General features: G+C 73.7%; 14 protein-coding genes. 6 read left to right on the forward strand and 8 right to left on the reverse strand.

All coding sequences use genetic code 11. The features are described from left to right. Positions 1-44: 44 nt before the first annotated feature. The 3 genes from MILUP08_RS24030 to MILUP08_RS24040 all read right to left on the reverse strand — a co-directional run bounded on the left by MILUP08_RS24030 (position 45) and on the right by MILUP08_RS24040 (position 2548). Positions 45-812, reverse strand: coding sequence for a hypothetical protein (locus MILUP08_RS24030; protein ID WP_007462534.1), 768 nt, complete (start codon positions 810-812; stop codon positions 45-47). Between the two features lie 150 nt (positions 813-962). Beyond that, the gene (locus MILUP08_RS24035; protein WP_039908693.1) at positions 963-2069 is read right to left on the reverse strand and encodes an SPFH domain-containing protein; all 1107 of its coding nucleotides are present in this window, start codon (positions 2067-2069) and stop codon (positions 963-965) included. A gap of 5 nt (positions 2070-2074) precedes the next feature. Beyond that, positions 2075-2548, reverse strand: coding sequence for an NfeD family protein (locus MILUP08_RS24040; RefSeq protein ID WP_039908694.1), 474 nt, complete (start codon positions 2546-2548; stop codon positions 2075-2077). A gap of 120 nt (positions 2549-2668) precedes the next feature. On the opposite strand from MILUP08_RS24040, the gene MILUP08_RS24045 reads away from it, so the two are divergent. Further along, on the forward strand, positions 2669-3982 hold the full coding sequence (locus MILUP08_RS24045) for a serine hydrolase domain-containing protein (RefSeq protein ID WP_007462541.1): 1314 nt from the start codon (positions 2669-2671) through the stop codon (positions 3980-3982). 86 nt (positions 3983-4068) lie between these two features. Here the strand turns inward: MILUP08_RS24045 and MILUP08_RS24050 are convergent, their stop codons facing one another. Beyond that, positions 4069-4881, reverse strand: a complete 813-nt coding sequence (locus MILUP08_RS24050) for a DUF3097 domain-containing protein (protein WP_007462543.1) — start codon at positions 4879-4881, stop codon at positions 4069-4071. 181 nt (positions 4882-5062) lie between these two features. Between MILUP08_RS24050 and MILUP08_RS24055 the strand changes: the two genes are divergently transcribed. Further along, a complete protein-coding gene (locus MILUP08_RS24055) occupies positions 5063-5857 on the forward strand; it encodes a hypothetical protein (protein ID WP_039908695.1) in 795 nt (264 codons plus the stop codon). A 126-nt stretch (positions 5858-5983) separates the two neighbouring features. Here the strand turns inward: MILUP08_RS24055 and MILUP08_RS24060 are convergent, their stop codons facing one another. The 4 genes from MILUP08_RS24060 to fabG all read right to left on the reverse strand — a co-directional run bounded on the left by MILUP08_RS24060 (position 5984) and on the right by fabG (position 9408). Continuing rightward, on the reverse strand, positions 5984-6763 hold the full coding sequence (locus MILUP08_RS24060; RefSeq protein ID WP_007462546.1) for an HAD-IIA family hydrolase: 780 nt from the start codon (positions 6761-6763) through the stop codon (positions 5984-5986). Then, positions 6756-7808, reverse strand: a complete 1053-nt coding sequence (locus MILUP08_RS24065; protein ID WP_007462548.1) for a ferrochelatase — start codon at positions 7806-7808, stop codon at positions 6756-6758. Before MILUP08_RS24065 ends, MILUP08_RS24060 begins: the two co-directional genes overlap by 8 nt. Before the next feature lie 100 nt (positions 7809-7908). Next, positions 7909-8676 (reverse strand): enoyl-ACP reductase FabI, encoded by a 768-nt coding sequence (gene fabI, locus MILUP08_RS24070; protein ID WP_007462550.1) that lies wholly within the window; start codon positions 8674-8676, stop codon positions 7909-7911. Between the two features lie 27 nt (positions 8677-8703). Continuing rightward, on the reverse strand, positions 8704-9408 hold the full coding sequence (gene fabG / locus MILUP08_RS24075) for a 3-oxoacyl-ACP reductase FabG (protein ID WP_007462552.1): 705 nt from the start codon (positions 9406-9408) through the stop codon (positions 8704-8706). Between the two features lie 154 nt (positions 9409-9562). Between fabG and MILUP08_RS24080 the strand changes: the two genes are divergently transcribed. The 4 genes from MILUP08_RS24080 to MILUP08_RS24095 all read left to right on the forward strand — a co-directional run bounded on the left by MILUP08_RS24080 (position 9563) and on the right by MILUP08_RS24095 (position 13697). Continuing rightward, positions 9563-10792, forward strand: a complete 1230-nt coding sequence (locus tag MILUP08_RS24080) for a sensor histidine kinase (RefSeq protein WP_144057007.1) — start codon at positions 9563-9565, stop codon at positions 10790-10792. Then, entirely contained in the window at positions 10789-11451 is a 663-nt protein-coding gene (locus MILUP08_RS24085; protein WP_007462555.1) for a response regulator, read from the forward strand. Before MILUP08_RS24080 ends, MILUP08_RS24085 begins: the two co-directional genes overlap by 4 nt. 99 nt (positions 11452-11550) lie before the next feature. Beyond that, complete coding sequence (locus tag MILUP08_RS24090) at positions 11551-12447, forward strand: alpha/beta hydrolase (protein WP_007462557.1); 897 nt, start codon at positions 11551-11553, stop codon at positions 12445-12447. Then, positions 12444-13697, forward strand: a complete 1254-nt coding sequence (locus MILUP08_RS24095) for an acyltransferase family protein (RefSeq protein WP_007462559.1) — start codon at positions 12444-12446, stop codon at positions 13695-13697. Before MILUP08_RS24090 ends, MILUP08_RS24095 begins: the two co-directional genes overlap by 4 nt. Positions 13698-13989 lie beyond the last annotated feature (292 nt).

The following is a 13989-nucleotide window of genomic DNA, read 5'->3' on the forward strand; positions in this document are numbered from 1 at the left end:
TGGGACGGCCGGCGCGCGGGGCCGGGCGCAGGGCCGGGTGGGTTTTAGGGGGTTGGGGTATTTAGGCTGGCTGCGGCGGCGTCTCTTGCGGTTTCGCGGGGCATCAGGCGGCCGGAGCGGTAGCCGATGCCGATGCCGGCGATCAGCACGAAGATCGCGCCGAACGTCTGGAGTGAGCCGATCAGGGCACCGCCCAGGCCGAGCAGCGGCGCGGCGATGATCAGCATGACGCCGTCACCGAGGCTGAAGGTGCCCGAGCGGGCCACCGCCCACCCAGTGAGGAACCAGCCCACGCTGTAGAAGGTCGCGCCGAGCAGGACCAGCGACCGCGCGGTGGTCCCGAAGACGGGCGTCTGCTCCTCCAGCCCGGCGAAGGGCAACATCAGCACAGTGCCGGCGATGCTGACCAGCAGCCCGGCGGCGGCCACCCGGCGGCTGCGCGTGGCGGCCAGCAGGCCGGTGAGGGCCAGCAGCGCGAGCAGGCCGAGCCAGACCGCGGCCACCCAGCCGATCAGGTACACGGCACGGCCGTCGGCCGGATAGGGGTCGTTCCCCACCCCGCCGTCGCTGGCCATCGCCACCGCGCCGTAGAGGATGGCGTACGCGGGCAGCAGCCACACCGCGGCCCGCGCGAACCGGCGTACCGACCAGGCCCAGCTGGCGTTCGTGGCCGGTCCGGCCGGGGTCGGCTCGCCCACGAAGGGCAGTACGCCGAATCCACCGCCGGTGCTCCGGGAGCCCAGTGGGGCGGCCGGGTCGTGCGCGCCGGGCACCGGGGCCGAGGACCACATCCGATTCGCCGGATCCTTCATGCGTCACCTCGCTCGTCCGCGAGCGGTGCGAGACGCGCCGGGGCGCCCCGATTGCCTGGTCACCACCCGTCCTAGGACCGATCGTGGCAGGCATCGGAGCGCCCCATGAGTCTTTCTCGCATTTACCCCGCCGAGCGGCGGCGGACTGGATCAGCCGCGCTCGCGCTGGTCGGCCGGGTCCTCGGTCAGGCTGGCCGGGGTGACCGGCTCCGGCGCGGGCAGCCCCTGCGGCTTGTTGCCACCGGTGGCCTGCGCCTCGGCGACGCGTACCTCGTCGTGGATCTGCTGGGCGGCGTCCGCCGCGGCCTGCGCCGCCTCCGCGGCCTCGCGCTCCACCTGGCTCGCGTGGTCGGCAGCCTCCGGCGAGGGCAGGTCCCCCACCATCTGGCTGAGCCCCCCGAGCGCGCCACCCATGCCCTCCAGGGCCTTGGTCAGCTCGGCCGGGATGATCCAGACCTTGTTGGCGCTGCCCTGGGCGATCTGCGGCAGAGCCTGCAGGTACTGGTAGGCGAGCACCTTCTGGCTCGGGTTGGCCTGGTGGATCGCGTCGAAGACCGTCCGGATCGCCTTCGCCTGACCCTCGGCCTGCAGGATCCGGGCCTGCCGGTCACCGTCGGCCCGCAGCACCGCCGACTGCTTGTCACCCTCGGCGGTGAGGATCACCGACTGCTTGTGCCCCTCGGCGGTCAGGATCGCCGCGCGACGGTCCCGCTCGGCGCGCATCTGCTTCTCCATCGAGTCACGGATGCTGGCCGGCGGCTCGATCGCCTTGATCTCGACCCGGGTCACCTTGATGCCCCACCGGCCGGTGGTCTCGTCCAGCACGCCGGACAGGTGCCTGTTGATCTCGTCCCGGCTGGTCAGCGCCCGCTCCAGGTCGAGGGAGCCGATCACGTTCCGCAGCGTGGTGACGGTGAGCTGCTCGATGGCCTGGAGGAAGCTGGAGATCTCGTAGGTCGCCCGGACCGAGTCGACCACCTTGAAGTAGAGGACCGTGTCGATCGAGACCACCAGGTTGTCCGAGGTGATCACCGGCTGCGGCGGGAAGCTGACGACCTGCTCCCGCATGTCGACCTTGGTGCGTACGGCGTCGATGAACGGCACCAGCAGGTTGAGGCCGGGGTTGAGGGTGCGCTTGTACTTACCGAGCCGTTCCACCACGTCCTGGCGCTGCTGCGGCACGATCCGCACCGCCTTGGCCAGCGTTATCACGGCGATCAACGCCACCGCGATCACCAGCACGCCGAGTATCGTCATCCCGTTCACCCTCTCGCTTCCGGCAACTCGCCGGCGGAAGAAACATCGTCCTGCCAGACCAGGGCGGTCGCGCCCCGGACTTTTATCACCCGAACCCGCTGACCGGCTTCGAAGGTCTGCATCGTGTCGTACGGCCGGGCGGTCCACAGCTCCCCGTCGATCTTGACGAGGCCGTGGTCGGCGTCCACCCGCTCCAGCACGAGGGCGCTGGAGCCCTCGATCGCCTCCACGCCGAACGGCTGCTCGCCGCTCTCCAGCGCCGAACGGCGATGCCGCCGGATGACCGGACGGGCCACCACCAGACTCAACGCGGACACCACCGCGAAGACCAGAGCCTGCACGGCCACCGGCGCGCCCAGGGCGGCGGCACCGGCGGCGGCGAACGCACCGAGCCCGAACATGATGAGAAAGAGCGTCGTCGTGAAGATCTCGGCGACCGCCAGCACCACACCCAAAACGATCCACACCACCGCGTCCACCCCCTGATCGTGACACGCAAATGCACGCACGGCCTCCCCGCAAAGATCAGTAGGCTCGGCCAGGCCCTTTCCGGCCCGCCGAAACACCACGAATCGGTGGCCCAACCCGAGGAGGTCCCCTTGACCCTGCTGCCCGAGACCGCCCGGCAGATCGACGCCCTGGTCGCGCAGGCCCAGGCCGACGGCCACGTCCCCTCGCTGGTGCTGGGCGTGGTGCGCGACGGCGCGCTGGCGCACCTGGCCACCGCCGGCGAGCACCCCCGCCCGGACGTCGATCTCCAGTACCGGCTGGGCTCGATCAGCAAGACCATGACCGCGACCCTGATCATGCAGTTGCGCGACGCCGGCCGGCTCGCCGTGGACGACCCGCTGGAGCGGCACCTGCCGGGCACCGGCGTCGGCGCCCTCACCCTGCGCCAACTGCTCGCGCACGCCAGCGGCATGCAGCGTGAACCCGAGGGCGACTGGTGGGAACGGGCCGCCGGCGTCGACCTCACCACCCTGCTCGCCGGGATCACTCCCGACAAGATCGCCTATCCGCCATACACCATCTACCACTACTGCAACCTGGCGTACGGGCTGCTCGGCGGCGTCCTCGAACGACTCACCGGGACGCCCTGGGCCGACCTGCTCGCCGAGCGGATCCTCACTCCGCTGGGCCTGCGCCGCACCACGTACGCGGCCACCGAGCCGTTCGCCCGCGGCTACGTCGTGCACCCCTGGCACGACACCCTGCGCGAGGAGCCGCGCACCGACACCGGGGCGATGGCCCCGGCCGGGCAGCTCTGGTCGACGATCGAGGATCTGGGCCGCTGGGCCGCGTTCCTGGCCGACCCCGACCCGTCGGTGCTGGCCGCCGAGACGCTTACCGAGATGTGCTCCCCCGTGGTGATCAGCGACCACGAGTCCTGGAGACACGGCCACGGCCTCGGGCTGGAGCTGTTCCGGGAGGGCGACCGGGTGTACGTCGGACACGGCGGCTCCATGCCCGGCTACGTCGCCTCGCTTGCCGTGCACCGGCCCAGCCGCACCGCGGTCGTGGGCTTCGCCAACTCGTACGGTTTCCGCACCGGTTACCTCGGCGCGCTGAGCCGACAACTGCTCACCCTGGTGCTGGACGCCGAACCCGCACCGGTCACCCCGTGGCGACCGGCCGCCGCCCCACCGCCCGCCGAACTCGCCGAGCTGGCCGGCCGCTGGTGGTGGATGGGCACCGCCATCGAGGTGTACGCGGACGCCGCCGGCGACCTGCACGCCGGACCGGTCGGCGCGCCGAACCTCCGCTTCGTCGCCGAGGGCACGGACCGGTGGCGGGGCCGGACCGGCGGACAGGACGGCGAGATCCTCACGGTGTGCCGCGACGCGCACGGCCGGGCGGTCGCGCTGGACATCGCCACCTTCGTCTACACCCGCAGCCCCGACCAGGAGCCCTGAGCACCCACCCGCCACCCCGCGCCGCGTCACCCGCGCCGCCCGCCCGCAGCGTCGTCGCCGGCGGGCGGCGCGGGCGGGCAAGCGGGTCAGGCTGGCTCGGTGACGAAGTCGATGAGGCGTTCCATGGCGTTGATCAAGGGGGTCTCGACATCGGCGAAAGTGTTGACCCGGGACAGGATGTGTCGCCACATGTCGGCCGGCTCGGCCACCCCGAGAGCCGCGCACACCCCCTCCTTCCACGGGCGCCCTGGTGGCACCACCGGCCACGCCGCGATGCCCAGCGCCGCCGGCTTGACCGCCTGCCACACGTCGACGTACGGGTGGCCGGTCACCAGCACGTACGACGAGTTCACCCGGGCCACGATCCGGCTCTCCTTGCTGCCCGGCACGAGATGGTCGACAAGCACACCCAGCCGCCGGGTGGGCGCGGGGCCGAAATCGCGCACCGCGGCGTCGAGGTCGTCGATGCCGTCCAGCGGCTCCACGACCACGCCCTCGATCCGCAGGTCGTCGCCCCAGATGCGCTCGACGAGCGCGGCGTCGTGGATGCCCTCCACCCAGATCCGGCTGGCCTTGGCCACCTGGGCGCGAACGTTGTCCACCGCCACCGAGCCGGACGCGGTACGTCGACGGGCCGCCGGCACCGGCGCGCGGCTCGGGCGGCGCAGTGTCACCGGACGGCCGTCGAGCAGGAACGCCGCGGGCAGCAGCGGGAAGTTGCGCCGTTTACCGTGTCGGTCCTCCAACACCACGGCGCCCGCCTCGAAGCCCACCACCGCGCCGCAGAACCCGGAGTCGGCGTCCTCCACCACGAGTTCCGGTTCGGCGTCCACCTCGGGGGTGACCTTCCGCCGCCGCCAGTCCCCCGCCAGCACGTCCTCGCCGTATCGCCCCGCCATGTCGATCACGCTAACCCCGCCCCTCCGACCCGTTCACCCCGACACACCGGCACGCGTGCCACGGGCGGCGGGAGGCGGGGCAGCGCGGGAGCGGGTGGGGCGAAGGGGGCAGTTCGGGGCAGGCAGGGCGGCCGGAGCGGCAGTCGAGACAGGGCCACCGATGACCACGTACCCTTTCGGCATGTCCACCCCCGCAACGGGCGCGGCCACGCTTGCGCCGCGCCGGTCGAGCCGGTTCGTTGCCTGGGTGCGCGCGTGGCGCGCCGGGCTGGTGCCGTACGACGAGGTCGCCGACGCCATCGCCGGTGACGAGGAGCATCTCGTCGCGGACGCCCCCGGCACCTGGACCGACGTCCCGCTGGGCGCCGCGCTGCCCACCCTGGCCAAGCTCTCCCCCGACGAGATCCGTCTGGTGCTGCCCGCGCCGGGCGACCCACGGGGTCTGCCCGGTCCCGGGGACTTCGCCGGGGCGGCGCTGGTGGCGGGCGAGGCGGTGGTGGCCGGTGGGCTGGGCCTGATTCCGCAGGTCCGCAGCCACACGTCCGGCTCGGGGGACTGTTTCGAGACGGTGCTGTGGCGGGTGTACCCGCTGCCGGCCAACGCCCCGGCGGCCTCGCTGTCGCTGCCCGGCGCCGCCGAGGCCGAGGCGGAGCTGGCCGCCGCGCTGGCCGAGACGACTGCCGCGCTGACCCGCCTCGACGTGGCCCAGTGGCGGCCCGAGTTGGCCGGAGCGCTTGCCGCGCTGCGCCGCCCGGACGGCGCCACCGACCTGCCGCCCGGCTTCGACCCGCGGGCGCGCCGGCTCTTCGCCCGGGCCGCCGTGCTGGACCGGGTGCTCGCGCTGGCCGGGCATGCCGCCCCCGGTGGCGCGATCAACAACTACGAGGCCCAACAGCGCGACGCCGCCCTGCGCCCGCTCACCACTGCCTGCCGGCAGGCGCTGGTCGCCGCCTGCAACGCACCGCTACGCCCCTGACCCGCCGACCGCCGACCGCCGACATGATCGCGCTCGAACCCGGATGTGGTGGCCTCCGGCGCGGAAATGACCACTGCATCCCGGTTACCGCGCGATCATCGCCGCCCCAGCGTGGCGCGTGCGCCGTCAGATCTCGTCGAGCAGGTCGGCGACCGAGTTGATGATCCGGGACGGGCGGTACGGATAGCGCTCCGCCTCGGTGCGGCTGCTGATGCCGGTGAGCACCAGGATGGTCTCCAGCCCGGCCTCCAGGCCGCAGAGGATGTCGGTGTCCATCCGGTCGCCGATCATCGCGGTGGTCTCCGAGTGCGCGTTGATGGTGTTCAGCGCGGAGCGCATCATCATCGGGTTGGGCTTGCCGACGAAGTACGGCTCCACCCCGGTCGCCTTGGAGATCATGGCGGCGACCGAGCCGGCGGCGGGCAGCGCGCCCTCCACGGACGGGCCGGTGACGTCGGGGTTGGTGCAGATGAACCGGGCCCCGTCGTTGATCAGCCGCACCGCCTTGGTGATCGCCTCGAAGCTGTAGGTGCGGGTCTCACCGAGCACCACGTAGTCCGGGGCGAAGTCGGTGAGCACGTAGCCGACCGCGTGCAGCGCCGTGGTCAGGCCGGCCTCCCCGATGACGTACGCCGTGCCGCCCGGCCGCTGGTCGGCGAGGAACTGGCCGGTGGCCAGGGCGGACGACCAGATCGACTCCTCCGGCACGTCCAGGCCCATCCGGCTCAACCGGGCCGTCAGGTCCCGCGGCGTGTAGATCGAGTTGTTGGTCAGGACCAGGAACGGCTTGCCGGAGGCGCGCATCCGGTTGATGAACTCGGGTGCGCCGGGCACCGGCTGACCCTCGTGCACCAGCACGCCGTCCATGTCGGTGAGCCAGCTCTGCACGGGCTTGCGGTCATGCATCGGTGCTCCCAGCGGGTGTCGGACGGCGGGTCGGCACGCAGCACACGGTGGGGCAGGTGTCCCACATCGGCAGCTCGCCGAGGCGGCGGCGCAGCTGCGCGCCGTCCGGGTCGGTCCGCTCGGTGACCAACTCTCGGACCATGGTGACGAAGCGACTGTCGGTGCCCGGGGTGCCGGCCCGGACGAAGTCCAGGCCGAGCTGCTTGGCCGTCTCCAGCGCCTCGGTGTCGAGGTCCCACACGACTTCCAGGTGGTCGGAGACGAACCCGATCGGGCTGACCACCACGCCCGTGGTGCCGGCCTCGGCGAGGGCGGCCAGGTGGTCGTTGACGTCCGGCTCAAGCCACGGCACGTGCGGGGGGCCCGAACGGCTCTGCCAGACCAGGTCGTACGCCAGGTCGGGGGCGGCGGCAGCGGCCACCAGCGCGGCGGCCTCGCGCAGTTGCGCCTCGTACCGGCCGCCGTGCGGGCCGGCGTTGGCCGCCATCGAGGTGGGGATGGAGTGGGCGGTGAACACCAGCCGGGTGGTGTCCCGCCGGGCCGGGTCGAGCTGGCCCAGCGCGGCGCGGACGGCGTCGACGTGCGGCTCGATGAAGCCGGGGTGGTCCCAGAACTGGCGGATCTTCTCGATCACCGGGGCGTCCGGACCGACGGCGGCGCGGGCGGCGGCGATGTCCTCCTGGTACTGCCGACAGGACGAGTAGCCGCCGTACGCGCTGGTGACGAAGGCGAGCGCCCGGGTCACCCCGTCGTCGCGCATCTGCGTCACGGTGTCGGCGAGCATCGGGTCCCAGTTGCGGTTGCCCCAGTAGATGGGCAGGTCGAGACCGTGCGCGGCGAAGTCGGCGCGGAGGGCGGCCAGCAGTTCGCGGTTCTGCTGGTTGATCGGGGACACCCCGCCGAAGTGCTGGTAGTGCTCGGCGACCTCGGCCAGCCGCTCGGGCGGCACGCCTCGGCCGCGGGTCACGTTCTGCAGGAACGGCATCACGTCCTCGGGCCGTTCGGGCCCGCCGAAGGACACCAGCACCACCGCGTCGTACGCCATGGGGTCATTCTCGCCCCTCGGCCGCGACGGCCCGGCGACGCCCCCTGGTCCGGACGCGTGGATCACGCGGACGGCGACCAGGGAGCGTCGCGGAACGGCGTCAGGAACCGACGGCGTGGTAGCCGCCGTCGACGTGCACGATCTCGCCGGTGGTGGCCGGGAACCAGTCGGAGAGCAGCGCCAGGCAGGCACGGGCGGCCGGCTCCTGGTCGGTGAGGCTCCAGCCCAGCGGCGCCCGCTCGGCCCAGGCCTCCTCGAACTGGTCGAAGCCGGGGATCGACTTCGCGGCGATGGTCCGCAGCGGCCCGGCGGCGACCAGGTTGCTGCGGATGCCCTGCTTACCCAGGTGCATGGCGAGGTAGCGGGACGCGGACTCCAGGCCGGCCTTGGCCACGCCCATCCAGTCGTAGACCGGCCACGCCTTCGTCGCGTCGAAGGTCAGGCCGACCACCGCGCCGCCGGACGACATCAGCGGCAGCGCCGCCATGGCCAGCGACTTGTACGAGTAGGTGGAGACGTGCAGGGCGGTCGCCACGTCCTCCCAGGGGGCGTCGAGGAAACCGCCGCCCAGGCAGCTCTGCGGGGCGAAGCCGATCGAGTGCACCACGCCGTCGAGGCCGTCGACGTGCTCGCGGACCCGGTCGGCGAGGCTGGCCAGGTGCTCGGTGTTTGTCACGTCGACCTCGATCACCGGCGCGGGCTCGGGCAGCCGCTTGGCGATCCGCTCGACCAGGGAGAGCCGTCCGAAGCCGGTCAGCACGACCTGCGCACCGTTCTCCTGGGCGAGTTTCGCCACCGAGAAGGCGATCGAAGCCTCGGTGATCACACCGGTGACGAGCAGCCGCTTACCGGCGAGCAGTCCGGACATCGCAGATTTCCTCCGTAGTCAAAAAGGTCAGTGGCCCATGCCGAGGCCACCGTCGACCGGGATCACGGCGCCGGAGACGTACCCGGCGCTGTCCGAGGCCAGCCAGGCGACCACTGCGGCCACCTCGTCCGGGCTGGCCATCCGGCCGGCCGGGATGGACTTGCGGATCTCCGCCTTGCGGTCGTCGCTGAGGCTGGCGGTCATGTCGGTGTCGATGAAGCCGGGCGCCACCACGTTCGCGGTGATGTTGCGGCTGCCCAGCTCACGGGTGATCGAGCGGGCCACGCCGACCAGGCCGGCCTTGCTGGCGGCGTAGTTGACCTGACCGGCGCCGCCGGAGAGGCCCACCACCGAGGAGATGAAGATCATGCGGCCCCACTTGGCCCGCAGCATCTTGCCGGAGGCCCGCTTCGCGACCCGGAACGCGCCGGTGAGGTTGGTGTCCACCACACCGGTGAACTGCTCCTCGGACATCCGCAGCAGCAGCGTGTCGTCAGTCATGCCGGCGTTGGCGACAAGCACCTCGACCGGCCCCAGCTCGGCCTCGACGGCGGTGAACGCGGCGTCGATCGAGGCCGCGTCGGTGACGTCGGCGCGTACGCCGAACAACCCGTCGGGGGCGTCGCCGCTGCGGTGGGTGACCGCCACCCGATCGCCCTGCTTGGCGAACGCCTGCGCGATGGCCAGGCCGATCCCCCGGTTACCCCCGGTAACCAGCACGGTACGGGCCACAGTTCCCCCTTGCTCAGCTGATCTCAGTCGCAGGCGAGCCTAGGCGTTACCGGTAGGTAAGCGCTAACGGGAGCCGCGTCACACCGTGGTACGACACGGGGATCAACCCCTGGTGGCACGCCCTGCGACGGGGTCGGCCCGTAGCCTCCCGATGGTGAACCGGCATCCGATCGCCACGGCCCTGCGGGCGCTGCGACAGACCCTGTGGGGGCCGGACGGCCCGCCCGGTCGGCCGCTGCTGGCCCGCTGGCCCCGGCTGGCCCGACCCGCCGCCCCGGTCGGGCTGCTCGCCGTGCTCGGCGTCTTCTGGATCACGCTCACCGTGGAGAGCGACTGGGGTCTGCCGCCCCCGATCGCGGTGCTGTTCGCGGCGATGACCGTGGCGCCGCTGCTGGCGCTGCCCCGGCGTCCGCTGCTGGCCTGGCGGCTCACGGTGCTGGCCCTGTTGATCTGCACGTTCAACGCCCCGGCCGGGCTGCCCGGACCGTGGACGCCGCCGCTGGCGCTCGGGTCGGTCGCGGTGGTCGCGGTGGTCCTCGCGCGGGTCGACCGGCCGGTCCTGGCCTGGGTGGTGGCGATCACCACGGTGCCGGTGCTCACCCTGGTGCACGCCGAGAACCGGGCCGCCGTCCTGGCGCTGCTCGGGGCGCTGGCGATCGTCGGTGACCTGATCCGGCGCAACCGGCTGTCCCGGCGGGCGCTGGCCGCGCAGACCGAACTGAGCGAGCGGGAGCAGGAGCGCCGCGCGGTGCTTGAGGAGCGCACCCGGATCGCCCGCGAGCTGCACGACGTGGTGGCCCACCACATGTCGCTGATCGCCGTGCAGGCCGAGACCGCGCCGTACCGGCTGACCGACGTGCCGGCGCCGGCAGCCGCCGAGTTCGCCGCCATCGCCGGCTCGGCCCGCGACGCGCTCACCGACATGCGGCGGCTGCTGGGGGTGCTGCGCAGCGAGGCCACCGGCCCGCCTACCGCGCCCCAACCCGACCTGGGCGACCTGGGCGCGATGGTGGACACCGCCCGCCGCGCCGGACTGCCGGTGACGCTCGACGTCGACCCGCCGGTGGACGGGCGGGTGCCCGCGCCGGTCGGGCTGGCCGCGTACCGCATCGTGCAGGAGGGCCTGGCGAACGCGGCCCGGCACGCGGCCGGCGCCGCGGTGCGCGTCACCGTCCGCGCCCACCGGTCCGGTCTGGGAGTACGCGTCGAGAACTCCCCGGCCGACGCCCGACCGACCGCCGACGGCGGCCCGGGGCACGGGCTGACCGGCATGCGGGAACGGGCCACCTCGCTTGGCGGTACGTTCACCGCCGGGCCGCTGCCCGACGGCGGTTACGCGGTGGCGGCCGAACTGCCGTACCAGGCGGAGAGCGGGGACGCATGATCAAGGTGCTGATCGCCGACGACCAGGCGATGGTCCGGCAGGGGTTCGGCGCGCTGCTGGCCGCCCAACCGGACCTTCTCGTGGTGGGCGACGCCGCCGACGGCGCGCAGGCCGTCGCCGCCACCCGCCGACTCGACCCGGACGTGGTGCTGATGGACGTGCGGATGCCGGTCATGGACGGGCTGGAGGCCACCCGCAAACTGCTGGGCGACAGGTCGGCGCAGCGCCCCCGGGTTCTCATCCTCACGACGTTCGACCTGGACGACTACGTGTACGAGGCGCTGCGGGCCGGCGCCAGCGGCTTCCTGCTCAAGGACGCTCCGGCGGCCGACCTGGTGCAGGCGGTGCGGGTGGTGGCGGCCGGCGACGCGCTGCTCGCGCCGGCGGTGACCCGTCGGCTGATCGCCGAGTTCGCGGCCCGCCCGGACCGCCGCCGACCCCGCCCCACCGACCTGGCCGGGCTCACGCCTCGCGAGACCGAGGTGCTGCGGTTGATCGCCCGGGGTCGCAACAACGCGGAGATCGCCGGTGACCTGGTGGTGGCGGAGCAGACCGTGAAGACGCACGTGGGGCGGATCCTCGGCAAGCTGGGCCTGCGCGACCGGGCCCAGGCCGTGGTGCTGGCGTACGAGACGGGTCTGGTCGCCGCCGGCGAGTAGTCCCCCGGAGCCAGCCGGAAAACGGCTCCCCGGTGCGACGCCCGCGACCCGTACGCCCCCGCACTCTCCCTCCGGACGACATACCCGGAGGGAGAACTGATGCGACGACGAGGTGCCGCCCGCTTCGCACTGAGCGCACTGCTCGGCGTGAACCTGGTCCTGCCCACCCGACCCGAGCCGGTCGCCGCGGCGGGGTTCGTCGAGGCGTACCCGGTCAGCGCGGCGGCGATGCGCGCGGCCGGCCCCCCGTACGCGGACTGGGCGGCCGACGGACGCCGGTTCCTGGTCTTCGACCCGCGCGGTGACGGCCGGGCCGTGGAGGTGCTCGGCGACCTGGCCGGCGCGGACCGGATCGCGGTGCTGGTGCCCGGGGTGGGCAGCACCCTCGCGGACTTCGACAGCGGGTTGGGCGGGGTGGCGCGGCGGGCGCCGGCGGTGCAGGCCACGCAGCTCTACGCGCAGGTGCGGGCGACCGACCCGACGGCGCGGGTAGCGGTGCTGGCCTGGCTCGGCTACGACCCGCCCGACGGGGTGCTGACCGCCGTCAGCGACGCCAGCGCCCGGCGCGGGGCGACCGGGCTGGTCGGACTGCTGCGGGAGCTGGCCGCGCGTCGTCCCACCGCGACGATCACGGTGATCGGGCACAGCTACGGGGCGTTGGTGGCGGCGCTGGCGGCGACGCACGCCCCGGCGCAGGTCGCCGACGTGGTAAGCCTCGGTGGCGTCGGCGCCGGGGTGCAGCGCGCCGCCGACCTGCGCGACGGACTGCGGTTCTGGGCGGCCGAGGCCCCGTCGGACTGGATCCGCCGGGTGCCACCGGTGCGGCTGCCCGGCCTCGGCTACGGGCGTCGCCCCGGCGATCCGGCGTTCGGCGCCCGGCCGCTGCCGGTGGACGGGGTGTCCGGGCACGACGGCTACCTGGCGACCGGCAGCGCCACCCTGGTCGCGGTCACGGCGGTCGTGCTGGGCACCGGCCCGGTCGAGGACGTCAGGTGAGCCGCGACCGCGCGGTCGACGCGCTGCGGGCGTACGCGATCGGTGGGGTGGTGCTCGGGCACTGGCTGGTCACCGGTCTGGTGCTGGCCGCCGGCGGCGGGCTGCACCAGGCCAGCCCGCTGACCGCGATGCCCGACCTGGCCCCGATGACCTGGGTGTTGCAGACGCTCGGCCTGTTCTTCTTCGCCGCCGGCTTCGGCTCGGCCCGCTCGCTGGCCCGGCACCGGGGCGGGACGGGTCGGTGGCTGGCTCGTCGGTCGCGTCGGCTGCTGCTGCCCACGGTGGCGTTGCTGGGCGCCGGCGCGGCCGTACTGCTGATCGCCACCGTGGCGGGCGCGCCCGACGACACGCTCACGGTCGGACTGCACCTGGCGGTCAGCCCGCTCTGGTTCCTGGCGCCGCTGCTGCTCCTGGTGGCGGTGAGCGGCCCACTGCGCGCCGCCGTACGCCGGTGGGGAGTGTTCCGCTGCGTCGTCCCGGCGGTGGCCGTGGTGGCGGTGAGCGACGTGGCGGTGCGCCTGCTGCCGGACGGGGTGGCTGTGGTGCCGGTCAGCGTGGTGGCGGCCTGGGCGGTGCCGTACCTGCTCGGCCTGGCGTACGCCGACGGACGTCTGGCCGGGCGGCGGGCGGCCGGCCTGCTGGCGGCCGGTGGGGCGGCGGCGCTGGCCGTGCTGCTGGCGGTGGGCTACCCGGTCAGCGCGGTCGGGGTGCCCGGGGACGGGGTGTCCAACCTGAACCCGCCGTCGCTGCTGGCGGTGGCGTTGGCGGTCACCCAGGTCGGGCTGGGTCTGCTGGCCCGGCCCGGCTGGGAACGGCTGCTGGCCCGACCGCTGCCGGGCCGGGCGGTGACCGCGGTGAACCACAACGCGGTGCGGATCTACCTGTGGCACCAGCCGGTGCTGGTCGCGGTGACGGCGCTCACCGCCCGGGGTGGCCTGGCCCTGCCCGGACTGCACACCCCGCCGGACGGCCCGGGCTGGGTGCTGGCCCGCTTCTGCTGGCTTCCCCTGCTCGCCGTGGTGCTGGTGACTGTCGTGCGCACGGGCCGCCGGAGCGGGTCGGTGGACCGCACCGACAGACAGCGTCGGCCGGGCGGTGGAGCGCTCGCCGACCGGTCGGCCGAGTGCGTCCCGGCGTCGGCTCAGGTGTACGATCATCGACGTTCCGGCCGGGCCGACTTGCAGGAGGTGATCGCTGTGCGAGATAGCGATCCTCCCAGTCGTGGCCGGGCCGATGGTCAGCCCCGCTGAGCCACGACTCAGTCTGGCGAGCTGACCCCGCTCCGCTCCCCCACCGCCTCGGCTGACGCCGGGGCGCGTGTGCCGCGCCGTCCGATCACCGGACGGCCGCCGGGAGCCGCCCGGTCACGACTTCGTGTGCGCGTCCCCGCCCCCTGCGGTCCGCCCCCGCACGCGGACCGTCCAGCCGCCACCCGGAGCCGTCCATGAGCCGCTACGTCGCCCCGCTGGGCTTCACCCTCGCCGCCGTCTGGGTGGCAGTCGTCTTCGTCCTGGCCGGCGGCGGTCACTGACCACCGCCGGC

The organism is Micromonospora lupini str. Lupac 08 (assembly GCF_000297395.2).
GTDB lineage: Bacteria > Actinomycetota > Actinomycetes > Mycobacteriales > Micromonosporaceae > Micromonospora > Micromonospora lupini.